Raw genomic sequence first — 24,333 nt, forward strand, 5'->3', positions numbered from 1 at the left:
GAAAGTAATTATAACAAAAGTCTATGGCGTCGCATTACGAAGCACCTATACGTAAACCCCTAGTAATTGGAGACAAAGGCTACCACGATGTAACTGTGGATATTGCCGCTCCAGTAGAAGGAAGAGCAAATAAGCACTGGTGGATAGTTTTTTCCATTGCCTTAGTGGCATTTCTTTGGGGAGTAGGTTGTATAATTTATACGGTCTCTACCGGAATCGGAACTTGGGGTCTTAACAAAACCGTAAACTGGGCTTGGGATATTACCAACTTCGTTTGGTGGGTAGGTATTGGACATGCCGGTACTTTGATTTCGGCAGTATTATTGTTATTCCGTCAAAAATGGAGAATGGCAATTAACCGTTCTGCAGAGGCAATGACAATTTTCTCGGTAGTTCAAGCAGGTTTATTTCCAATTATTCACATGGGTCGTCCGTGGTTGGCATATTGGGTATTACCAATTCCAAATCAATTTGGTTCGTTATGGGTAAACTTTAACTCTCCTCTTCTTTGGGATGTATTTGCCATATCAACATACTTATCAGTTTCATTGGTATTTTGGTGGACAGGTCTTCTTCCTGATTTCGCTATGATACGTGATAGAGCGGTTTTACCGTTTCAAAAGAAAATATATAGTCTGTTAAGTTTTGGATGGAGTGGCCGCGCTAAAGACTGGCAAAGATTTGAAGAAGTGTCTTTGGTACTTGCAGGTCTTGCAACTCCTTTGGTATTATCTGTACATACTATTGTATCGTTTGATTTTGCTACCTCGGTAATACCAGGTTGGCATACAACGATTTTTCCACCATATTTCGTTGCAGGGGCTATTTTCTCTGGTTTCGCAATGGTGAACACGTTATTAATTATAATGAGGAAAGTGTGTCATTTAGAAAATTACATTACAATTCAGCATATTGAATTAATGAATATTGTAATCATGTTAACAGGTTCAATTGTAGGGTGTGCTTACATTACAGAGTTGTTCATGGCATGGTACTCAGGTGTAGAATACGAGCAGTACGCATTCTTGAACAGAGCAACTGGACCTTACTGGTGGGCTTACTGGTCAATGATGACGTGTAACGTATTTTCTCCACAATTCATGTGGTTTAAAAAATTACGAACTAGTATTATGTTTTCTTTCTTCATCTCTATTGTGGTGAACATAGGTATGTGGTTCGAAAGATTCGTGATTATTGTAACCTCTTTACATAGAGACTACCTTCCATCGTCTTGGACAATGTTCTCACCAACATTTGTTGATATAGGTATCTTTATAGGTACAATTGGTTTCTTCTTTGTATTGTTCTTATTATACTCTAGAACATTCCCTGTAATTGCACAGGCAGAGGTTAAATCTATTTTGAAGTCTTCTGGAGAGAAATATAAAGTATTGAGAGATGCAGGTAAGCCACTTTATCAAATTAGAACGACTAAAGAAGCGGCTAAAGAACCAATTACTGATGATGTTTTAATGGGTGAAGTAGTACCTGCAATAGGTGATAAGGTAGGGGTTTCTGATTTGTTAAGTGCAGTAGGTACTTTCGATTCAACTACGGAAGTGGCGGATAATTTGAAAAAGATTAAAGGTATCGGTCCTCAAATGGAAGCTACTTTAAATGAAATAGGAATTTATACATTTGCTCAAGTAGCTAGAATGACAGAGAGTGAATACAATTTATTGGATTCTATTACAGGTTCTTTCCCAGGTAGAGCACAACGTGATGACTGGGCAGGACAAGCAGCAATTTTACTAAATAACAAAAGATAAATATGGCATCTAAAGTTATACACGCTTTTTACGATGATGATGATGTGTTAATGCTTGCCGTTAAAAAGGTGAAAGCAGCAAAGCTTCATATTGAAGAGGTATATTGTCCTTTTCCTGTTCATGGTTTAGACAAAGCAATGGGGTTAGCTCCAACTAGATTGGCAATAACTGCTTTTTTATATGGTTTAGTAGGCCTTGCGGTGGCTACTTTGATGATGAATTATATCATGATTGAAGATTGGCCGCAGGATATTGGAGGTAAACCAAGCTTTAGTTATCTAGAGAACATGCCTGCTTTTGTACCTATTATGTTTGAGTTAACGGTTTTCTTTGCAGCTCACTTAATGGTTATTACTTTTTATTTGAGAAGTAGATTGTGGCCTTTTAAAGAAGCTGAAAATCCTGATGTAAGAACTACGGACGATCATTTTTTAATGGAAATTGAAATCCATAATAACGAGCAAGAATTAAGAGATTTATTAATGGATACAGGTGCTGTTGAAATTAATGTATCAGAAAAAAACAGTCATTAAATATGAACAGTTTTAAGAATATAGCATTAGTATTTGCATTGGTTGTGTTGGTTACGTCTTGTCAAAACGAGAGTGAGCCTAATTATCAATATATGCCAAATATGTATCAGTCAGTTGGTTACGAAACTTATGGTGCAGTGGATTTTTTACCAAATCAGTCGGAGGCTCTAATGCCTCCTGCTAACACCATTAATAGGGGTTGGTTGCCTTATGAAATTGAGAATTCTCCTGAAGGTAAAGAATTGGCAAGATTACAGTCAAGTCCTTTAGATTCGGCGAACGTTGTAACGAACATAGCAAAAGGAGCTCAATTATATACCATATACTGTGCAATTTGTCATGGTGATAAGGGTGAAGGAAAAGGTACTTTAGTAAAAAGAGAAAAAATATTGGGTGTGCCAAGTTATGCAGACCCTGCAAGAGATATTACGGTAGGGACCACATATTATACAATTCATTACGGATTAAATTCAATGGGTTCTTATGCATCTCAAATGGATACTGAAGAGATGTGGCAAGTATCGGAGTATGTAATGCAATTGAAACAAGATTTAACCAAATAATAGGTAAACAATACTATGTATACGTTTTCAAATAGACTTAAAATAGCTTCCATAATTCTAATGATTGTTGGTGCATTAGGAATCATTGGAGGATTTGTTATGGCTCCTGGAACCATTGCAGAGGCGAAAGAAATGGTTGCAAGTCATGACGATGGTCATGGTGATGCCCATGGAGCGGAAGCATCACACGAAACACAAAAAAATGATCATGCAGTAGCTGGTGAACACGATTCTTCTCATGATCAGCATTTATTGGATCAGTTAAAGAATAGACCTTGGGCCGCATTATATGTTGCTGCATTCTTTTTTATGATGATTTCTTTAGGTGTATTGGCCTTTTATGCTATACAGCGTGCTGCACAAGCAGGATGGTCTCCGTTATTATTTAGGGTAATGGAAGGAATAACTGCTTACCTGGTTCCTGGCGGAATTATTGTATTTGTTATTCTTGTGCTTTCTGTTTTACATATGAACCATTTGTTTATTTGGATGGATGCCGATGTAGTTGCTAAGGATGCACTTTTACAAGGTAAAGCAGGATATTTGAACCCTACTTTCTTTTTAATTAGAGCTGCAATATTTTTAGCCGGATGGATTGGGTATAGAGAATATTCTAGAAAATTATCTTTAGCACAGGATGAGTCTGATAATAATTCTAATTTTAAATTGAATTTTAGAATATCTGCTGGTTTCCTAGTATTCTATTTGATTTCTGAGTCAATCATGTCTTGGGATTGGATTATGAGCGTTGAACCACACTGGTTTAGTACTTTATTTGGATGGTATATATTTGCTAGTATGTTCGTATCTGGTATTACGGTTATAGCAATGGTTACTATTTATTTAAAATCTAAAGGTCATTTGCCAGATGTAAACGATAGTCATATTCATGATTTGGCAAAGTTTATGTTCGGTATTAGCATTTTCTGGACTTACCTGTGGTTCTCGCAGTTTATGTTGATATGGTATTCAAATATTCCTGAAGAAGTAACGTATTATGTTACTAGAATTGCAGATTATAGATTGCCTTTCTTTGGTATGGTGGCAATGAATTTCTTATTTCCTGTCCTTTTACTAATGAACAGTGACTATAAAAGAATAAATTGGTTTGTAATTTTAACGGGTATTGTAATACTTGCAGGGCATTATATGGATATTTTTACTGCTATAATGCCATCTACCGTAGGTAAGAATTGGTATATAGGTATTCCTGAAATTGGGTCTGTATTGTTTTTTGCAGGTTTATTTATATTTTGGATTTTTAGAGCAATTTCATCTGCTCCTTTACAACCAAAAAGAAACCCTTTTATTGAAGAAAGTAGACACTTTCACTATTAATAAATAAGTAAAGTATAACATTTTATATATACGATGACGACATTATTGACTTTAGCTGTTCTTGTTCTTGTAGCAATTGCCATTTGGCAATTGACTAAAATCTTTGAATTATCTCAGCTTAAAACTGAAAATCACCAAATAGCTACTGATAGCGACAATAAGAATAATGGTTATTTGTTATTCGCATTTTTAGTATTTATTTATGGGATTACTATTTTTAGTTTCTGGAAGTATAGCAAATTTTTATTGCCGGAGGCTGGATCTGCGCATGGTGAGGAATTTGATGATTTGATGCTAGTTTCCATGGTAATTATTTTTATTGTACAAACTATTACTCAAGCTTTATTACACTATTTCGGTTATAAGTATAGTGGTAAAAAAGGACAAAAAGCCGTATTTTATGCAGATAACGATCGGTTAGAATTTATATGGACTATTATTCCTGTAATCGTTTTAGCGGGTCTTATTTTATGGGGGCTATATACTTGGACAACTATCATGGATGTTAATGACGAAGATGATCCACTAATTGTAGAATTATATGCACAACAATTTAATTGGACAGCTAGATATGGCGGTGGAGATAATGTTTTAGGAGGTGCAAATGTTAGAATGATCGATATAGATAAAGCAAATGTATTAGGTTTAGATGAGTCTGATACGTATGCTCACGATGATGTTATCGTAAAAGAATTGCATTTACCAGTTGGTAGAAAAGTGAATTTTAAGATGCGTTCTCAAGATGTATTACATTCTGCCTACATGCCTCATTTTAGGGCACAAATGAACTGCGTTCCTGGTATGATTACGGAGTTTTCTTTTACTCCTATTTATACTACAGAAGAAATGAGAGCTAATCCAGACGTTGTGGATAAAGTTAAAAGAACGAATAAAATCAGAGCTGAGAAAGCGGTTAGTACTGGAGAAGCCATTGACCCTTGGGAATTTGATTATATATTACTTTGTAATAAGATTTGTGGAAAATCGCATTATAATATGCAAATGAAAATTATTGTTGAAACCGAGGAGGAGTATAATGAATGGATGAAAGGTCAGTCAACATTTGCCCAAACTGTGATGAAAGATGAAGCAAGTCCCGCTTTTAATACGGTAAATTCAGTTTCAGTAGGAGAGTAATTCTTCTTCAATCAATAAAGCTATAATTAGAAAATTAATAAAAAATAAGATTACGATTATGTCAGCAACAGCACATGCACATGTAGATGATCACGCAAATGACGATCATGGACATCATCATAAAGAAACTTTTGTAACAAAGTATATCTTTAGCCAAGACCATAAAATGATCGCTAAGCAATACCTTATTACAGGTGTTTTAGTTATGGGATTCATTGGTATAGCTATGTCTTTGTTATTTAGAATGCAATTGGCCTGGCCTGGTGAGTCGTTTACAATATTTGAGTCACTATTAGGGAAATGGGCTCCGGAAGGAGTAATGGATGCTGATATTTATTTGGCATTAGTTACCATGCACGGTACCATAATGGTTTTCTTCGTACTAACTGCAGGTTTAAGTGGTACGTTTAGTAATTTATTGATTCCATTACAAATAGGGGCAAGAGATATGGCTTCTGGTTTTCTGAACATGGTTTCCTTTTGGTTATTTTTTGTGTCTTGTGTTATAATGATAATTTCTCTTTTTGTAGAGGCAGGACCCGCAGCTGCTGGTTGGACAATTTATCCACCCTTAAGCGCACTACCTATCGCCCAGCCTGGTTCCGGTTTGGGTATGACTTTGTGGCTAAGTTCTATGGCTATTTTTATCGCATCGTCTTTATTAGGTTCTCTTAATTACATTGTTACGGTAATTAATTTAAGAACTAAAGGTATGTCAATGACAAGATTGCCTTTAACTATATGGGCATTCTTTGTAACAGCTATTATCGGCGTTGTTTCATTTCCGGTACTATTATCTGCTGCTTTGTTGCTAATAATGGATAGAAGTTTTGGAACTTCATTTTTTCTTTCAGATATTTTTATTCAAGGTGAGGTATTGCATTATCAAGGTGGTTCACCCGTTTTATTCGAACATTTATTTTGGTTCTTAGGACACCCTGAAGTGTATATCGTTATTTTACCTGCTATGGGACTAGTATCTGAAATTATGGCTAGTAGTTCACGTAAGCCAATATTCGGTTATCGAGCTATGGTTGCTTCAATACTTGCTATCGCATTTCTTTCTACCATTGTTTGGGGACACCATATGTTTATTTCAGGAATGAACCCATTTTTAGGATCTGTATTTACATTTACAACATTATTAATTGCAATACCTTCTGCAGTTAAGTCATTTAACTGGATAACAACCTTATGGAAAGGTAATTTGCAATTGAATCCTGCTATGCTATTTTCAATAGGCTTTGTATCTACGTTTATCACAGGAGGTTTAACAGGGATAATATTAGGGGATAGTACATTAGATATTAATGTACATGATACTTATTTTGTAATTGCTCATTTTCACTTAGTTATGGGTATATCTGCTTTGTATGGTTTGTTTGCAGGTGTTTATCATTGGTTCCCAAAAATGTTTGAAGGAAAACTTTTAAATAAGAATTTGGGTTATGTACACTTTTGGGTAACTGCCATCTGTGCTTATGGTGTTTTCTTTCCAATGCACTTTGTAGGTATGGCTGGTGTACCAAGGAGATATTATGAGAATACCGCATTCCCAATGTTCGATGAATTAACGGATATACAAGTGTTAATGACAGTTTTTGCTATAATCGCTGCAGCTGCGCAATTGGTTTTTGTTGCAAATTTTATTTATAGCGTTTTCTACGGTAAGGTTGGTCCAAAGAACCCATGGAAGTCAAATACATTGGAGTGGACAGCAGAACAAAAACATGTTCATGGTAACTGGGCTGGTGCCATACCAGAAGTTCATAGATGGGCGTACGATTATAGTAAAGTAGATGACAAGGGTGAATATATAATTCCTGGTCAAGATTACGTTCCTCAACATATTCCTTTGCAGGTTGATGAAGAAGAGATGAATCATTAAAAATATGTTTTGAAGAAAGCCCAACTATTTGTAGTTGGGCTTTTTTTGTTTACTTCATAAGTAATTCTAAAGTTCCTTTTTGAATTACCTAAAATTGAATACCTTCATTTTTTGTTTAAATCATAGATTATGAAAAATATTGTTCTAATTTTATTTGTTTCATTTATATCTTTTCAAGCTTATTCTCAACGAAAGCCTAAGATTAAGGGGAATAAAAATGTAATTGAAGTACGTGAAGATTTGGAATCTTTTTCTGCCATAGAATTGTCTGATGATTTGGATATTGTGTTACAAAAATCTTCTCAGGAAGGATATGCATTAGAATTAGATGATAATTTAATTGATGTTCTAAAGTTTAACGTTGATGGGGGTATATTGAAAATATCATCATTTTATAATATTACGTCTAAAAAGAAACTTAATATTACAATTTTCTTTCAAGAATTAAATTCTGTAAAGATGCTTAATGGTAAAATAAGCATGAAAGATGTAATTTCTACAGATCGGTTACAGGTGTATACCTCTGGTACTTCGAGATTAGAATTAAATGCAACTGCTGATATTATTGATATTACCATGGAGGAAATTAGCTCTGGTGATTTTAACTTAGCTAGTGATTCTTTAAATATTACTTTAAAAGATAGAATTGATGTTAAATTATATTCTACAGGTGCAAATAATAGTATTTATATGTATAAAAACGCTACAGCAAAAATGGAAGGTACTACTGATATTTTAATGGCAAAATTGTACGGTAGTAGTTCTTTAAAGGCTTCTGATTTACAATCAACAGATGTTCTTTTAATATCGGAAGATTCATCTGATGCGGAAATAAGGGCGTTAAGTTCTTTTCAACTAAGTTCTAAAGGTGCTTCAAAAACAAAGCTCTATGGTGATGCGAAGATTACTATTTTAGATTTTTTAGATACCTCGAGGTTAGATAAAGAAAAAAATTAATTTGCAATTGGTGCGCTAAGTAAATAATCTGGAATGCCAAAGCCATCTACTAAACTTGCTAGATGTGGTCTTAATTCTGTACAAAGTCTTTCTACACGTTGTCGTATAGCTTTTGATTTTGTTGAACCTATGTAGCCTTGCTCTAAGTACCATGATGCATCTTTTCTAATTTCATGCAGCGCATATAGTGTGCCCAGTTTTTCAAATAGAGCTTTGTGCTGTGGATCACCTATAGTGTTGTTGTGTTCAATAAAGGACTTATAAGCTAGTTCTGTGCTATAAGCTTTACCCAATGTCATTAAATGTGTTTGGACTTTTAAAAAGGCTTGGTACGAAGGAATTCCTTTTTTTATATAACCTCTGATCCGCATTGCAATAGTATAGGTCAATCTTCTTGTTCTATGTTCAAAAGCATGGACATGGAATTTTTGATTATATAAATGAGCTTTATCGGTTTTGTTCGAGTACAGAGGATTAATAGTAGATAGTTTATCGCTTAATTGCGTGCTTAATAATTTTAATACAGAAGAGAATCCGGCACTATTAAATTCAGCTTTAAAATCTGATAGTACACCTTTTGCGGCTAATTGTAATAAAACATTATTGTCTCCCTCAAAAGTTGTGAAAATGTCTACATCTCCCTTTAGGTCGGCTATGCGGTTTTCTAATAAATAACCCTTGCCACCACAAGCTTCTCTACATTCTTGAATTGTATCGTTGGCATACCACGTAATAATAGATTTTAATCCTGCTACCTGAGTCTCTATTTGTCTTTTGTCTGGTTGTGTTTCATCACAATACAAACGCATCATTTTATCTAAAGTAATATGATATACATAGGCACTAGCCAATAATGGAGTTAATCGTAACTGATGTAACGGATAATCCATCAATAAATCTTCTTGAATTTTTACACTATCATTAAATTGTCTTCTTTTTAATGCATGTTTTATAGCTATAGTAAGTGCAAATTTAGCTCCCCCAAGCCCGGCACGGGCAACGCAAATTCTGCCACCTACCAAGGTGCCCAACATGGTAAAAAACCTTTTATTTGGATTTTTTATTTCGGAATAGTAATCTCCATTAGCTAAAATGGTGCCATACTTATTTAATAAGTTCTCTTTAGGTACAGTTACTTGTTTAAACCATATTTTACCGTTATCTACACCGTTTAAACCTAATTTATAACCATTATCCTCAACTTTAATACCCGATAATAATTCATGGTTTTCATTTCTTAATGGTACAAGAATAGCATGTACGCCTTCATTTTTACCATTAACAATTAGTTGAGCGAAAACTGAAGCTATTGTAGAATGTAAAGCATTGCCTATATATTCTTTATTATCATTATCACCCGGGGTGTCAATTACTAGTGTCCCCGTATTATGATTGTATGTAGCTGTCGTTTTTATTCCACGAACATTAGAACCATGTCCTGTTTCTGTCATTGCGAAGCAACCTAAAAGTTCTGCCGTGCCAGCATCTGTAAGGTATTTGTCATGATGCTTTTTGGTACCTAATTTTTGAATGCTACCTCCGAAAAGGCCAAATTGTACTCCAAATTTTATAGCTAAACTTCCATCTACGTACATTAAATTTTCGAAAATGGCTGCATACCCTTCCATATCATCGGTGCCTCCATATGCTTTAGAGTATGCCATTGCGCCATAGCCTTTCTTTGCTAGAAACGAAACCTGTTCTAATACATGATTTCTAAATTTTTCTTTATCTCTATATATCTCCCATGAAAATATAGGGTCCTTTAAAACGTTTCTAAATCTATCAACTACTTTGGCTTGTTTACCTTTTAAGATTTCATCGATTAATTTTCCGGAATATTGAACTGAATTATTATCAACATCAATATGTACTTCAAATAAATGATTGTAGTGATTTGGTTGTATGCCTAAGTTAATTTCTATCTCTTTAATCTGATCATTAAAAGTAACATTGTTATGATAGTAAGATGCTACTTTTTGGCTAAAGACAGTAAGAGGGTGGGTTTCTTGCTCAACAAGTTTAACACCGCTATTTAAAATTAGTTGTTTCCAGAATTTAAAAAGCTCATTTTTAGGAGGATTTTTAACGTCTAACCAGCTCAATAGTTTTTTTTTATCACTTTTAGTTAAAGAAGTGTCTTCGGAAATTACATTTTCTACAACATTAATTTCTGATGCAGATAAAAGGTCGTCAGACCAAATAATATAAAACACGGGAATATATTGAAGAACTTCAGCAGTGTATTTTTCTTTTGTCATAGTATGAATTTACAAATTTTATAAATAAAACTGTTAGATAAATTAAGTATCATTAAAGTGCTGTTGCAATGGATTTAGATAGTTTTTGAATACAAAAGTTATCCCGTCTTTGTATATCTTTGTTAGCATATGAATGATTACTTAGACCCATCTTCTGAAGGTTTCTCTAATGAGGAATTAGATATTGAAAGAGCTTTAAGACCTATAAATTTTGATGATTTTACAGGTCAGGAGCAGGTGTTGGAAAATCTTAAGGTTTTCGTGGAAGCGGCCAATAGAAGAGGTGAGGCGCTTGACCATACGTTGTTTCATGGCCCGCCAGGTTTAGGAAAAACTACATTGGCCAATATTTTGGCTAATGAGTTGGGTGTAGGTATTAAAATTACATCTGGTCCGGTTTTAGACAAACCAGGAGATTTAGCCGGGTTACTCACCAATTTAGATGAACGCGATGTATTGTTCATTGATGAAATACATAGATTAAGTCCTATTGTCGAAGAGTATTTGTATTCTGCAATGGAAGATTATAAAATTGATATCATGATCGAAACTGGACCAAATGCTCGTTCAGTTCAAATTAATTTAAATCCGTTTACCTTAATTGGGGCCACTACTCGTTCAGGTTTGTTAACAGCACCTATGCGTGCTAGGTTCGGAATACAAAGTAGACTTCAATATTATTCTACTGAATTGCTATCCACTATAGTTGAGCGTAGTGCCGAAATATTACGTGTACCAATTACACAAGAAGCTGCTATAGAAATTGCGGGAAGAAGTAGGGGTACACCTCGAATATGTAATGCACTTTTAAGGCGAGTTAGAGATTTTGCCGAGATTAAAGGCAATGGATCTATTGATATGGAAATTTCAAGGTTTAGTTTAAAGGCTTTAAATGTAGACGCCCATGGTCTTGATGAAATGGATAATAAAATTCTAACCACTATAATAGACAAGTTTAAAGGAGGTCCAGTGGGGATTACCACTTTAGCTACTGCTGTTTCTGAAAGCGCTGAAACTATCGAGGAAGTATATGAACCTTTTTTAATTCAACAAGGTTTTATTATGAGAACTCCACGAGGACGAGAAGTGACGGAATTGGCCTATAAACACCTTGGAAAGGTAAAAGGAGGAATTCAACCTGGTTTATTTTGAGTATCGATATAAAACAAAAATGGACCAATAGTATTAAAACCGAAGCCAAACGCCTCGGTTTTTTATCATGCGGTGTATCAAAAGCAAATTTTCTAGAGGAAGAAGCTCCAAGATTAGAAAAGTGGCTCAAAAAAAACATGAATGGCGAAATGAGCTATATGGCAAATCATTTCGATAAAAGATTAGATCCAACAAAATTAGTAGAAGGGTCTAAATCTGTGATTTCCCTTTTGTTAAATTATTATCCAGAAGAATCTCAAAACGAAGATTCTTATAAAATTTCTAAATATGCTTATGGGCAAGACTACCATCATATTATTAAAGTAAAATTAAGACAATTGCAAGAATTTATTTCGGAAGAAATAGGGGAAGTCAATGGGCGTGCATTTGTAGATTCGGCACCAGTTTTAGATAAAGCTTGGGCAGCCAAAAGCGGTTTAGGGTGGATCGGTAAAAATAGTAACCTTTTAACCCAACAGGTGGGTTCTTTTTATTTTATTGCTGAGCTAATTGTAGATATTGACTTAGAATATGATCATATAGTAACCGATCATTGCGGTACTTGTACAGCTTGTTTAGATGCTTGCCCTACACAAGCTATAGTGGAACCATATGTAGTTGACGGTAGCAAGTGTATATCTTATTTTACGATTGAATTAAAAAATGAACTGCCCAATGAAATGAAAGGTTCTTTTAATGATTGGATGTTTGGTTGCGACATATGCCAAGATGTTTGCCCTTGGAACCGATTTTCGAAACCACATAATGAACCATTGTTCAACCCTAATCCAGAATTGCTGTCCATGACTAAAAAAGATTGGGAAGAAATTACTGAAGATGTTTTTCAAAAAGTCTTTAAAAAGTCTGCGGTTAAACGAACTAAATTCTCGGGACTTACTAGAAATATTGATTTTTTAAAATAAAATAAGGTACTCAATCGTTTGCGAAATCTTTTATTTCCTGTAAAAGTGCTGCTAACAGTTAATTATATTATATTGCTTATAGGTAAATATTATGTAATTCTAAAAATTTTAATCTCCTAGGTAAGAATAGTGTAATTATTAGATCTAGTTTAAGAACCATAAGTGTAAATGAAAATAAATAAACCAAGCCTTAGCTTTTGGCAGATTTTTAATATGAACGTTGGCTTTTTAGGTATCCAATATAGTTTTGGGCTTCAACAAACAGCCATAAATCCAATTTTTCTTTACTTAGGTGCCCCTGAAGATATGTTACCCATTTTAAATATTGCCGGCCCTGTAACAGGTTTAATAGTACAACCTATAATTGGTGCCATGTCAGATAAGACTTGGTCCGCCAAATGGGGTAGACGTAAACCTTATTTTTTAATTGGAGCAATTTTGGGAAGTTTGTGTTTGTTCGCTTTCCCCACAAGTCCGGTTTTATGGTTTGCTGTAGGATTACTTTGGATATTAGATGTAGGAAACAATATGGCAATGGAACCCTATCGAGCCTTTGTAGGTGATAAATTACCTGAAAAACAACTTAGTTTGGGTTATCAGATGCAGAGTTTATTCGTTGGCGCAGGTATACTTTTGGCTAACGGTTCAATAGTATTATTTCAATATTTATTTGGAGGTGACACCGTAGAAGCAGCAGGTACTATTCCTACTTGGTTGTACTACTCATTTTATATTGGTGCTATTCTTTCTATAACAACTATCCTTTATTCAGTTTTAAAAACCCCTGAAATTCCGCCTTCATCAGAAGAATTGATAGCTATTAATAAAGCAAAATCTAAATCGTTAACTGAGCGTATAGCTTTGCCATTTAAGGAAATTACAGATTCCATAAAGAAAATGCCTACATTTATGTGGAGGGTAGGGGCTGTGTATTTATTTCAATGGTATGCTCTATTTATTTACTGGCAGTATACTACACCTTTGTTCAAATTGACAATGGGTTATTCAACGGGCGAAGCTGCTTCTCAGTCTGCGCAAATGAGTTTAACTTATAATATAGTTACTATGGTAGTTGCCTTGGCTTTGGTGCCCTTGACATTGAAATTTGGCGGTAAAAAAATATATGCATTAAGCTTGTTCGGTACGGCTATCTCTTTATTCGCAATTCCTTATATTACAAATCCAATTATGGTTTTGGTACCTATGGTGCTTTTTGGCATAGGTTGGGCGGCAATGATGGGTATACCTTATACAATGGTATCAAAAGTGGTTCCGCAAGAAAGGCGTGGTGTATATATGGGTATTCTAAATATGATGATCGTAATTCCAATGGGTATAGAGACCCTTACTTTCGGACCAATTTATAAGTACTTGCTTGGTAATAATGCTATAAATGCTATGCTGTTTGCAGGTGTATTTTTTACTATCTCAGGATTTTTGGCATTGCGCTTAAATGTATCAAACAAAGAGAAGGTGGTTTAGTCGTATTAATATAATGGGCTTTTGATTATCAAAAACATCACTATTTATTTTCTTTGTATAAAAACTAATCTGCTTAACACTTTATTGTAGAATACCTTTAAATTTGATGTTTTAATATAGAAGAATATGAGCAAGGAAAAACAAAGAAGGGAAGCCCTTATTTACCACGCTAAACCACAGCCAGGTAAGATTAAAATTGTACCTACAAAACCTTATAGTACGCAACGGGATCTTGCTCTAGCTTACTCGCCTGGTGTAGCTGAGCCTTGTTTAGAAATCGCCAAGGATAAAGATAACGCCTATAAATATACATCTAAGGGTAACTTGGTTGCTATTATTTCTAACGGTACAGCTGTTTTAGGGTTGGGTAATATTGGTCCTGAAGCTTCAAAACCTGTAATGGAAGGTAAAGGTCTTCTTTTTAAAATTTTTGCGGATATTGATGGTATTGATATTGAAGTAGATACGGAAGATGTAGATAAGTTTATAGAAACAGTAAAAATGATCGCTCCAACTTTTGGAGGTATTAATCTTGAAGATATAAAAGCTCCCGAAGCGTTTGAAATTGAACGTAGATTAAAAGAGGAGCTCGATATTCCGGTAATGCACGATGATCAGCACGGTACCGCAATTATATCTGCGGCTGCGTTGTTAAATGCATTGGAAATTGCCAAAAAAAAGATAGAAGAGGTTCGTATTGTAATTAGCGGTGCGGGTGCTGCTGCAGTGTCATGTACTAAACTATATAAAGCTTTTGGGGCAAAAGCTGAAAATATTGTCATGTTAGACAGTAAAGGTGTTATTAGAAAGGATGCCGATAATTTATCACCAGCGAAGAAAGAATTTGCTACGGATAGAAAAATTGATACGCTAGATGAAGCAATGGTAAATGCCGATGTTTTTATTGGACTTTCTATTGCCAATGTCGTAACACCAGAAATGTTATTATCTATGGCTAAAAGCCCTATTGTTTTTGCCATGGCCAATCCGGATCCTGAAATTGCTTACGATTTAGCAGTTGCTACTCGAAAAGATATTATTATGGCAACGGGCCGATCGGATCATCCTAATCAAGTAAATAATGTTTTAGGTTTTCCTTTTATTTTTAGAGGAGCACTAGATGTTAGAGCAACTGCTATTAACGAGGCTATGAAAATGGCGGCAGTTAAAGCATTGGCCAATTTAACAAAACAACCAGTGCCTGAGCAAGTAAATATTGCTTACGGTGAAACAAGGTTAACTTTTGGTAGAGAATATATTATTCCAAAACCATTTGATCAACGTTTAATTTACGAAGTGCCACCGGCTGTAGCAAAAGCTGCTATTGAAAGTGGTGTTGCCAAAGCTCCAATTCAAGATTGGGATAAATATCGTGAAGAGTTAATGCTTCGGTCTGGTAACGATAATAAAGTAGTTCGACTTTTACATGGTAGAGCACGTTCTAACTCTAAGAAAATTGTTTTTGCCGAAGCAGATCATTTAGATGTGTTAAAAGCAGCACAAATTGTTCACGAGGAAGGTATAGCTGAACCAATTCTTTTAGGCCGTAAAGAAATTATTCTTGAGTTAAAAAAAGAACTAGAGTTCGATGCGGATATCACCATTATTGACCCAATGGCAGAAGAATTTGATGAACGTCATATTCGCTATGCCACTAAATATTGGGAAAGCCGTAAAAGAAGTGGTGTTACTTTTTATAGTGCAAAAATAAAAATGCGCGAGCGAAATTATTTTGGAGCTATGATGGTGCTTGAAGGTGATGCCGATGGTATGATATCTGGGTATTCTAGAGCTTACCCTACAGTGGTGAAACCAATTTTAGAAGTTATAGGCCGGGCAACTGGTGTTAAGAAAGTTGCAACAGTGAATATTATGATTACCGAAAGGGGCCCCTTATTCCTAGCGGACACCTCCATAAATATAGAACCAAATGCAGAAGAATTAGCAGAAATTGCGCAAATGACTGCAAATGTTGCTTCTACTTTTGGGTTTGATCCTGTTTTGGCTATGTTGAGCTATGCCAACTTTGGTTCATCAACACACCCTAATGCTAGAAAAGTAAGAGAGGCAGTTCGTATTTTACACGAAACCACTCCCGATTTGGTTGTTGATGGTGAAATTCAAACAGATTTTGCATTGAACAAGGAACTTCATGAAAGTAAATTCCCTTTTTCTAAATTAGCCGGAAGAAAGGTAAACACCTTAATTTTTCCGAACTTAGAATCGGCAAATATCACATATAAGCTACTTAAAGAATTAAATAAGGCAGATTCCATAGGACCAATTATGGTGGGCTTAAGAAAATCTGTTCATATAATGCAATTAGGCGCTAGTGTTGATGAAATAGTAAATATGGCGGCAGTAGCTGTAATAGATGCACAAGAACGAGAAAAGCGTAAAAAAGCTAAGGAAACCAAATAACTAACTTTTAATACTGTATGAATAGGGAAATGAGTAAGCATACTTTATTTCCCTATTTAATTTAAAGTCATATGATACATCACTTAAGAGGTAAACTAGTAGAAAAAAATCCAACCCATGTAATTATTGAATGTGGTGGGGTTGGTTATTTTGTAAATATCTCTTTGAATACATTTTCAAAATTACTAGAACAGGAGAATATCTCGCTATTTACTCATCTTCAAGTGAAAGAAGATTCGCATACATTATTCGGATTTGTAGAAAAATTTGAACGTGAAATTTTTCTATTATTACTATCGGTTTCAGGAATTGGATCAAGTATTGCCAGAACCATGCTTTCGTCCATGTCACCTACACAAGTTAGAGATGCCATAGCTAATGGAGATGTAGCCTCTATACAGGCTGTCAAAGGAATAGGTGCGAAAACTGCCCAACGTGCTATTTTGGACCTCAGAGATAAGGTATTAAAAGTTTACGATATAGATGAACTTTCGCTAACCGCAAACAATACAAATAAAGATGAAGCGTTATCTGCTTTAGAAGTTCTAGGCTTCGCACGTAAACAGGCAGAGAGGGTTGTCGATAAAGTGCTTAGTCAAGATGCTTCCTTAAGCGTGGAGAACATAATTAAACTTGCGCTCAAAAATTTGTAATAAGTTTAAAAATCGGGGCAATTAAAAATCTTAAATCTTTTTTTAAGTATATCTTTCTTTTCTGCTTGTTTTTTGGGACTATGACTTTGGTCGTAGCGCAAGAAACGGAGGAACAAGAAATCGATTCTGTAAAAACAGGATTCGACCTAGGTCGTATTCTACTTGAAAATCCAGATAGTATTGTATCTAAGTATATCTATGATCCTAAATTAGATCGTTATATTTATAATGAGAGTGTTGGTGATTTTAATATAGGATACCCTATTATTCTTACTCCGGATCAATACTTTAAACTTATTGAAAAGGAAGGAATTAAATCGTACTTCAAGGAAAAATCCGACGCATATTCTGGTAAAAAAGAAGGAAGCGAAGAGGCTCGTAAAAACTTACTTCCAAATTTTTATGTAAACAATAATTTTTTCACTTCAATTTTTGGAGGTAATTCAATAGAAATTATTCCGCAAGGTTCTGTGGCAATGGACTTAGGGGTTATTTGGCAAAAAAATGATAATCCTTCACTTTCACCGCGTAATAGAACTAACCTTTCTTTCGATTTTGATCAGCGCATTAGTCTTAGTATGTTAGGTAAAATTGGGGAGCGTTTACAGGTTACTGCAAATTATGATACAGAAGCCACTTTCGATTTTCAGAATATTGTAAAGCTAGACTATACACCTACAGAAGATGATATTATACAGTCTATAGAAGTTGGTAATGTTAACATGCCATTAAACAGTTCTTTAATTACAGGAGCCCAGAGTTTATTTGGTGTAAAGACTAAATTACAATTTGGTAAAACTTCCGTTACTGCGGTGTTTTCTGAACAACGTTCTCAAAATAATACTGTGGTTGCACAAGGTGGTGGAACATTAAATGAATTTTCTTTAACTGCTTTAGATTATGATGAGAACAGACACTTCTTTTTAGCGCAGTATTTTAGGGATAACTATGATAGAGCATTGTCTACATACCCGTATGTACAGAGTCAAGTTCAAATAACGAGAATAGAAGTCTGGGTTACCAACAGAAGTCAACAGACCTTAAATGTTCGTAATGTTGTCGCAATTCAAGATTTGGGTGAACCTAATAGAGATAAAACTAGGGTTGGTCAAAATAACGGAAATAGCGCTGGGTTTTTTAATGGTCCAACCGATTTAAGACCTAGAAACAAAGCCAATGATTATGACCCTTCTTTAATAGGGAATGGTGGGGCATTAAATGATAATATTAGAGAAATTGCAACTGTCGAGAGTGGATTTAATGGAGGTAGTTTTTCTGGGGGATATAATCCTAATCAAGGTTTTGATTATGCACTGTTAGAGAATGCGAGAAAGTTGGAACAAGGTAGAGATTTTGAATATAATACTCAATTAGGCTATATCTCTTTAAATCAAAGATTAAGTAATGATGAAGTTTTAGGTGTTGCGTTTCAATATACTTTTCAAGGGGAAGTTTTTCAGGTTGGTGAGTTTGCTAATGGTGGTCTAGAGGCTACAACTATCTCACAAGGTGCAAATCCTATTATTGAAAACAATACACTTATACTTAAATTATTAAAAAGTAATATCACCAACATCAATGATCCTATTTGGGATTTAATGATGAAGAATATTTATGCTACAGGTGCATTCCGTTTAAGTCAAGACGATTTTAAATTGAATATTTTATATTCTGACCCAACACCTAGAAATTATATTACTCCTATAGAAGAAGGTCCTGGTACTGGTTGGCCAGAAGGGTTAGAGGAGCGTATACTGTTAAACGTTTTTAATTTAGATCGTTTAAATGTCTACAATGATATACAACCTGGTGGAGACGGATTTTTCGATTTTGTGCCCGGACAGACGATAGATGTGCAAGGCGGCAGAATTATTTTTACTAAAGTAGAACCGTTTGGTCAGTTTTTATTCGAAGAATTAGAAAACGGTAATAGTGGGCAGTATAATAATACGTCGGCATATAATGCAAACCAAGAACAGTATGTATTTAGGGATATGTACGAGTTGACAAAAGCGGCTGCATTACAAGATCCAGAAAAGAATAAATTTATATTAAAAGGTAACTATAAATCGGAAGGTAGTAACGGTATTCCAATAGGTGCGTTTAATGTTCCTAGAGGTTCTGTTCGGGTTACCGCTGGTGGGCGTCAATTACAAGAAGGTATTGATTATACGGTAAATTATCAGGCTGGTACGGTTCAGATATTAGATCCTAGCTTAGAGGCTTCAAATGTGCCAATCAATATTTCTGTTGAGAATAACGCGGTATTTGGACAACAAACGCGTCGCTTTACAGGTGTTAACGTTGAGCATCAAATCAGTGAAAATTTTATGCTTGGGGGTACATTGCTGAATTTAAATGAACGCCCGTTAACTCAAAAATCTAATTATGGGGTTGAACCGGTTAACAATACTATATTTGGTCTAAACGGTAATTTTTCTACAGAGGTGCCGTGGCTTACACGTATGGTCAACAAGCTGCCAAATATTGATACGGATGTTCCATCGAATGTTTCTATACGGGCAGAGATGGCCATGTTAAAACCCAATTCTCCGAAAAATGCAGATTTTGATGGTGAAACAACTACCTATTTAGATGATTTTGAAGGTGCACAGGCATTAATAGATATCAGAGCATCGTTAGGATGGTCCTTAGCAAGTATGCCCCTTGAATTTGGTATTGGGGGCAATCAACTTTATGGTAGCTCACCAGAAGATCCAGATAACTTATTAAATGGTCATGGTAGGGCAAAACTGTCTTGGTATACTATAGATCCTATTTTTTATACCAACCAAAGACCTGCAGGTATAAGTGATGATGATCTTTCCATAAATCCTACACGTAGAATTTTTATTGATGAAGTATTTCCGCAGACTGATGTTGCTCAAGGGCAAACACAGGTTCAAGGTACATTGGATATGGTGTATTATCCTGCAACAAAAGGTCCGTACAATAACAATCCTAGTTTTGAAACTGAACTGCCAACTGATAAGTGGGGTGGAATGATGCGTTCGTTAAGCAGCACCGATTTTGAACAAAGTAATGTAGAGTTTATTCAATTTTGGGTCATGGACCCTTATGTTGATGGTATTGCTACAAGTGCGGGAGAATTGGTTCTTAACCTTGGTAATATTTCTGAAGATATTCTGCGTGATGGTAAAAAACAATACGAGAACGGATTACCAGGGGTGGATAGTAATGATTTTGTGGCACCTACCTCTTGGGGAGAAGTGCCTGCAACGCAATCGTTGGTGTATGCGTTTGATGCTAATGAAACGAATAGAGGTTTGCAGGATATTGGATTTGATGGATTAGGAGATGAAAACGAAGGTGCGGTATTTACAAACAATACTGGTGATGACCCTGCCTTGGACAACTACACGTATTACTTAAATAAAGAAGGAAGCATCTTAGAAAGATATATTGATTTCAATAGCCCACAAGGGAATTCTCCGGTAGCCGTTTCTAATACTAATAGAGGTTCAACAACATTACCAGATGTTGAGGATATTGATCGTGATCTAACCATGAATACGGTTAATAGTTATTATGAATATAGAATTGAGATTAAGCCAAATACGTCTATAAACGATAAATATGTAACTGATATTCGTGAGGATGTAGCCAGTGGGACTAGAATACCTAACGGCGATGAAGTAAATTACCGCTGGATTCAATATAAAATTCCATTAAGTGATTTTAGTAATGCTGTTGGTGGTATCACGGATTTTAGGTCTATTAGTTTTATGCGTATGTATATGACCGGGTTTACGAGTCCTACAGTACTTCGTTTTGCTACATTAGATTTAGTGCGTGGCGATTGGCGTACGTATACAAAAACATTACAAGATAAAGACATAGATGCAGATCCATCGGACGACGGTACAACCTTAGATGTCAATACAGTTAATATTGAAGAAAATAGCAACAGAACTCCTATTCCATACGTATTGCCTCCTGGGGTTATTAGAGAGCAATTAAATAATAACAACACTATTATTCGGCAAAATGAACAATCTCTTTCTTTATTGGTTGAAGATTTAGAACCTCGTGATTCTCGAGGAGTATTCAAAAACCTAAATATTGATATTCGTCAATATAAGAAGTTGAAAATGTTCATGCATGCAGAAAAAATTGTTGATAGCGATTATGCAGATACGTCAACACCTTTAGTTGGATTTTTGAGAATGGGAACAGATTTCTCTCAAAACTTTTATCAAATAGAACTTCCGTTAGAATTTACAACATTTACTGCAGTTTCTGATAGTGAAATTTGGCCAGAAGCTAATGAATTGAATATTGAACTTAGCGATTTAAATAAGGTAAAATCCTTGTGGATTGCGGATGGTGATTTAAGTGAAATACGATTTTTTGAGGTAGAGAACGGTGAGGTTATTCCAGTAAATGAATTTGATGTCCGTACACCTGGTCGAGTACGTATTGGTATAAAAGGTAACCCGTCCTTAGGTAGTATACGTACGGTTATGGTAGGTATTAAAAACCAAGATATTTTACCGGCTAGAGGTGAGGTTTGGTTCAATGAACTACGCCTTGCAGGTTTAGATAATAACGGTGGTTGGGCGGCCATTGCTGCAATTGACGCCAATATTGCCGATTTCGCCAATGTGAGTGCCACAGGTAGCAAGAGTACCTCTGGTTTTGGTTCTATTGATCAAATGCCTAATGAACGTGCTCGTGAAGATGCTATTTCTTATGATGTGGTTACGAATGTTAATGTAGGTCAGTTACTTCCTAAGAAATGGGGAATTCAATTGCCTTTCAATTATGGAATATCTGAACAGGTAATTACGCCAGAGTTTGATCCTGTTTATGATGATTTAAAATTAGAGGACAGGATAGCTGCAGAAACTACACAAGAGGGTAAAGATGATGTTCTGGAACAAGCAGAAGATTATACCAAAAGAACCAGTATTAATTTAATTGGTGTTCGTAAAGATCGTGGGGAAGATGCCGATGCTAATTTTTACGATATAGAAAACTTTACGTTTAATTATAGCTATAATGAAACTGATCATCGCGACTTTGAAATTGCGCAATTAAGAGATCAAAGTGTAAATACAGGTTTTGTCTATAATCACAGTTTTGAGCCTTTGGAAGTTGCCCCTTTTGCTAAAAAAGATTCACTGTTTACAGGTAAATATTGGAAATGGTTAAAAGATTTAAACTTAAATTTATTGCCAACTACAATTGGGGTGAATTCTAATATTAATAGGCAATTTAATGCACAACGATTTAGAGATGTGTATCAAGAAAATGAAGATAGAATTCAATTGCCAGAATTACAGCAGCGTAATTATTTGTTTAACTGGCAGTATGCTATAAATTATAATTTAACAAAGTCGTTACGTTTAAATCTTACGGCATCGAACAACAATATTGTTCGTAATTACCTTAATGAAGACGAGCCCTTAGAATCTGCAGACAGAATTAATAACGCATTAGGCCTTTGGGATGGTTTCTTTGATATTGGTGAGCCTAATAGGCATTCGCAACAAATGCAATTGAACTACGAGGTTCCTTTTTCTAAAATACCTGCTCTAGATTTTATTAGTACACAATATACCTACACCAGTAATTTTGATTGGCAAAGAGGAGGTGATGCTATTCTTGCCGTTGTAGGTAGTGATGTAAATACGGTACAAAATGCGAATACCCACACCATTACCTCATCATTGACCTTGCAAAAGTTCTATGATATGCTAGGTCTTAAAAAACGAGACGCGCCAAAAGCAACAAATGCTGGACCTATTAGAAGGGATAAAGCCGGTGTGCCTGCTGAAGATATAGAGAAAATTAAGGGTAAGACAAGTGATATGTTTAATACCGTAGTAGACATAGTTACTATGGTTAAAAGATTAAATTTTAACTATAGCGAAAACAATGGTACGGTACTGCCCGGGTACACACAATCGGTTGGGTTTATAGGCACGGCTAGGCCAACTATTGGGTTCGTTTTTGGTAGTCAATCTGATGTTCGTTTCGAAGCGGCTAGGAATGGCTGGTTAACAAATTTCCCGGAATTTAATGAGCAATTCATCCAAAGAACAAATAAACAATTGAATATTACGGCTACGGCACAACCAACAAAGGATATTACTATTGACCTGGTTGCGGACAGACAATATTCAGATAGTTATCAAGAAAATTTTAGTGTTATTGATCAAGAATATAATGTGCAATTAGGGAACAATTATGGTAGTTTTAGTATTTCTACCATGATGATCGGTACTGCTTTTGGCAAGAGTGATGAGTTCGATTCTGATACGTTTAATCAGTTTAAAGAAAATAGAATTACCATTGCAAACCGTTTGGTTGCTGATAGAGGGCAAGCTGCGGGTACTTTAGATGATGATGGTTTTCCGCAATTATATGGTAAAACACAACAAGAGGTCTTGCTTCCTGCATTCTTTGCGGCATATACTGGTCAAGACGCAGGTCGTGTAAACTTAGATACTTTTAGGGATATTCCTATTCCAAACTGGAGTATAAAATATACCGGTTTAATGAAGAGTAAATGGTTTAAAAAACAATTTAAACGTTTCTCTTTAAGTCATGGATATCGTTCAGCTTATAGTATTAACTCGTACCAAACAAACCTTGAAAAAGTGCAATTACGTAAAGATGGCCTGCCTCAAGTAGATGCAGAGAACGGCGATTTGTTGTCAGACTTAATTTTGAACAATGTGGTACTTACGGATCAATTTAACCCACTAGTAAGAGTAGATTTTGAAATGCAAAACTCCGTTAGTGTTTTAGCCGAGGTGAGAACGGATAGAGCAATGTCGCTAAGTTTTGATAATAACTTAATGACGGAAATTAACGGTAAAGAATATACGGTTGGTTTGGGATACCGTTTTAAAGATGTAAAGTTTGTCACCAATATTGGCGGAAACAAGACAAGGTTAAAAGGAGATTTAAACTTAAAGGCCGACGTTACGCTGCGCGATAACATTACCATTATTAGAAATTTAGATATTGACAATAATCAAATAACATCTGGTCAAAATTTAATGTCCCTTAAGTTTACGGCAGATTATGCGTTAAGCAAGAATTTAAATGCTTTGTTCTTCTATGATCACTCTTTTTCAAAGTTTGCAGTGTCTACCGCATTTCCTCAAACCACTATTAATACTGGATTTACAATACGTTATAATTTCGGAAATTAAAATTATCCATAATAAACTGTAATAGTTTAATGGAGATATATTTTTCAAATCCGTATCAATATTATTTTT

The 24,333-nt window shown here is 35.2% G+C and carries 14 protein-coding genes; 13 read left to right on the plus strand and 1 reads right to left on the minus strand.

The features are described 5' to 3' along the window. Positions 1-23: 23 nt before the first annotated feature. The 7 genes from nrfD (at position 24) to BTR34_RS11070 (ending at position 8,185) form a co-directional block, all read left to right on the plus strand. On the plus strand, positions 24-1,769 hold the full coding sequence (gene nrfD / locus BTR34_RS11040) for an NrfD/PsrC family molybdoenzyme membrane anchor subunit (protein WP_074472129.1): 1,746 nt from the start codon (positions 24-26) through the stop codon (positions 1,767-1,769). 2 nt (positions 1,770-1,771) lie between these two features. Continuing rightward, on the plus strand, positions 1,772-2,302 hold the full coding sequence (locus tag BTR34_RS11045) for a DUF3341 domain-containing protein (protein WP_068481515.1): 531 nt from the start codon (positions 1,772-1,774) through the stop codon (positions 2,300-2,302). A gap of 2 nt (positions 2,303-2,304) precedes the next feature. After that, positions 2,305-2,865, plus strand: a complete 561-nt coding sequence (locus BTR34_RS11050; protein WP_068481517.1) for a c-type cytochrome — start codon at positions 2,305-2,307, stop codon at positions 2,863-2,865. Positions 2,866-2,880: 15 nt separating this feature from the next. Beyond that, positions 2,881-4,203, plus strand: coding sequence for a quinol:cytochrome C oxidoreductase (locus BTR34_RS11055; protein WP_068481520.1), 1,323 nt, complete (start codon positions 2,881-2,883; stop codon positions 4,201-4,203). Between the two features lie 33 nt (positions 4,204-4,236). Then, on the plus strand, positions 4,237-5,340 hold the full coding sequence (locus tag BTR34_RS11060; RefSeq protein WP_068481522.1) for a cytochrome c oxidase subunit II: 1,104 nt from the start codon (positions 4,237-4,239) through the stop codon (positions 5,338-5,340). 58 nt (positions 5,341-5,398) lie between these two features. Next, entirely contained in the window at positions 5,399-7,228 is a 1,830-nt protein-coding gene (locus BTR34_RS11065; RefSeq protein ID WP_068481524.1) for a cytochrome c oxidase subunit I, read from the plus strand. A gap of 129 nt (positions 7,229-7,357) precedes the next feature. Beyond that, positions 7,358-8,185, plus strand: a complete 828-nt coding sequence (locus BTR34_RS11070; RefSeq protein WP_068481526.1) for a GIN domain-containing protein — start codon at positions 7,358-7,360, stop codon at positions 8,183-8,185. On the opposite strand, the gene BTR34_RS11075 is transcribed toward BTR34_RS11070, so the two are convergent. Beyond that, positions 8,182-10,446 (minus strand): acyl-CoA dehydrogenase family protein, encoded by a 2,265-nt coding sequence (locus BTR34_RS11075; RefSeq protein WP_068481529.1) that lies wholly within the window; start codon positions 10,444-10,446, stop codon positions 8,182-8,184. The genes BTR34_RS11070 and BTR34_RS11075 overlap by 4 nt on opposite strands. 129 nt (positions 10,447-10,575) lie before the next feature. Here BTR34_RS11075 and ruvB point away from each other — a divergent pair, with 129 nt between their 5' ends. From ruvB to sov, 6 genes are all read left to right on the plus strand, one after another. Further along, entirely contained in the window at positions 10,576-11,598 is a 1,023-nt protein-coding gene (ruvB, locus tag BTR34_RS11080; protein WP_068481532.1) for a Holliday junction branch migration DNA helicase RuvB, read from the plus strand. 2 nt (positions 11,599-11,600) lie between these two features. Next, on the plus strand, positions 11,601-12,521 hold the full coding sequence (gene queG / locus BTR34_RS11085) for a tRNA epoxyqueuosine(34) reductase QueG (protein WP_068481876.1): 921 nt from the start codon (positions 11,601-11,603) through the stop codon (positions 12,519-12,521). Positions 12,522-12,689: 168 nt separating this feature from the next. Beyond that, entirely contained in the window at positions 12,690-14,003 is a 1,314-nt protein-coding gene (locus BTR34_RS11090; protein WP_068481536.1) for an MFS transporter, read from the plus strand. 126 nt (positions 14,004-14,129) lie between these two features. Then, on the plus strand, positions 14,130-16,424 hold the full coding sequence (locus BTR34_RS11095) for an NADP-dependent malic enzyme (protein WP_068481539.1): 2,295 nt from the start codon (positions 14,130-14,132) through the stop codon (positions 16,422-16,424). Between the two features lie 71 nt (positions 16,425-16,495). Next, complete coding sequence (gene ruvA / locus BTR34_RS11100) at positions 16,496-17,077, plus strand: Holliday junction branch migration protein RuvA (RefSeq protein ID WP_068481541.1); 582 nt, start codon at positions 16,496-16,498, stop codon at positions 17,075-17,077. 80 nt (positions 17,078-17,157) lie between these two features. Further along, the gene (gene sov / locus BTR34_RS11105; protein WP_197496121.1) at positions 17,158-24,264 is read left to right on the plus strand and encodes a T9SS outer membrane translocon Sov/SprA; all 7,107 of its coding nucleotides are present in this window, start codon (positions 17,158-17,160) and stop codon (positions 24,262-24,264) included. Positions 24,265-24,333 lie beyond the last annotated feature (69 nt).

It is taken from the genome of Maribacter hydrothermalis, from assembly GCF_001913155.1.
In the GTDB taxonomy this organism is placed as follows: Bacteria; Bacteroidota; Bacteroidia; order Flavobacteriales; family Flavobacteriaceae; genus Maribacter; species Maribacter hydrothermalis.

Bases quoted from the DNA above. Each gene is read 5' to 3' on its own strand.
- nrfD (WP_074472129.1), top strand. From the start codon at position 24: ATGGCGTCGCATTACGAAGCACCTATACGTAAACCCCTAGTAATTGGA.
- BTR34_RS11045 (WP_068481515.1), top strand. From the start codon at position 1,772: ATGGCATCTAAAGTTATACACGCTTTTTACGATGATGATGATGTGTTA.
- ruvB (WP_068481532.1), top strand. From the start codon at position 10,576: ATGAATGATTACTTAGACCCATCTTCTGAAGGTTTCTCTAATGAGGAA.
- BTR34_RS11095 (WP_068481539.1), top strand. From the start codon at position 14,130: ATGAGCAAGGAAAAACAAAGAAGGGAAGCCCTTATTTACCACGCTAAA.
- ruvA (WP_068481541.1), top strand. From the start codon at position 16,496: ATGATACATCACTTAAGAGGTAAACTAGTAGAAAAAAATCCAACCCAT.
- BTR34_RS11060 (WP_068481522.1), top strand. From the start codon at position 4,237: ATGACGACATTATTGACTTTAGCTGTTCTTGTTCTTGTAGCAATTGCC.
- BTR34_RS11090 (WP_068481536.1), top strand. From the start codon at position 12,690: ATGAAAATAAATAAACCAAGCCTTAGCTTTTGGCAGATTTTTAATATG.
- BTR34_RS11070 (WP_068481526.1), top strand. From the start codon at position 7,358: ATGAAAAATATTGTTCTAATTTTATTTGTTTCATTTATATCTTTTCAA.
- BTR34_RS11065 (WP_068481524.1), top strand. From the start codon at position 5,399: ATGTCAGCAACAGCACATGCACATGTAGATGATCACGCAAATGACGAT.
- sov (WP_197496121.1), top strand. From the start codon at position 17,158: ATGACTTTGGTCGTAGCGCAAGAAACGGAGGAACAAGAAATCGATTCT.
- BTR34_RS11055 (WP_068481520.1), top strand. From the start codon at position 2,881: ATGTATACGTTTTCAAATAGACTTAAAATAGCTTCCATAATTCTAATG.
- BTR34_RS11075 (WP_068481529.1), bottom strand. From the start codon at position 10,446: ATGACAAAAGAAAAATACACTGCTGAAGTTCTTCAATATATTCCCGTG.
- BTR34_RS11050 (WP_068481517.1), top strand. From the start codon at position 2,305: ATGAACAGTTTTAAGAATATAGCATTAGTATTTGCATTGGTTGTGTTG.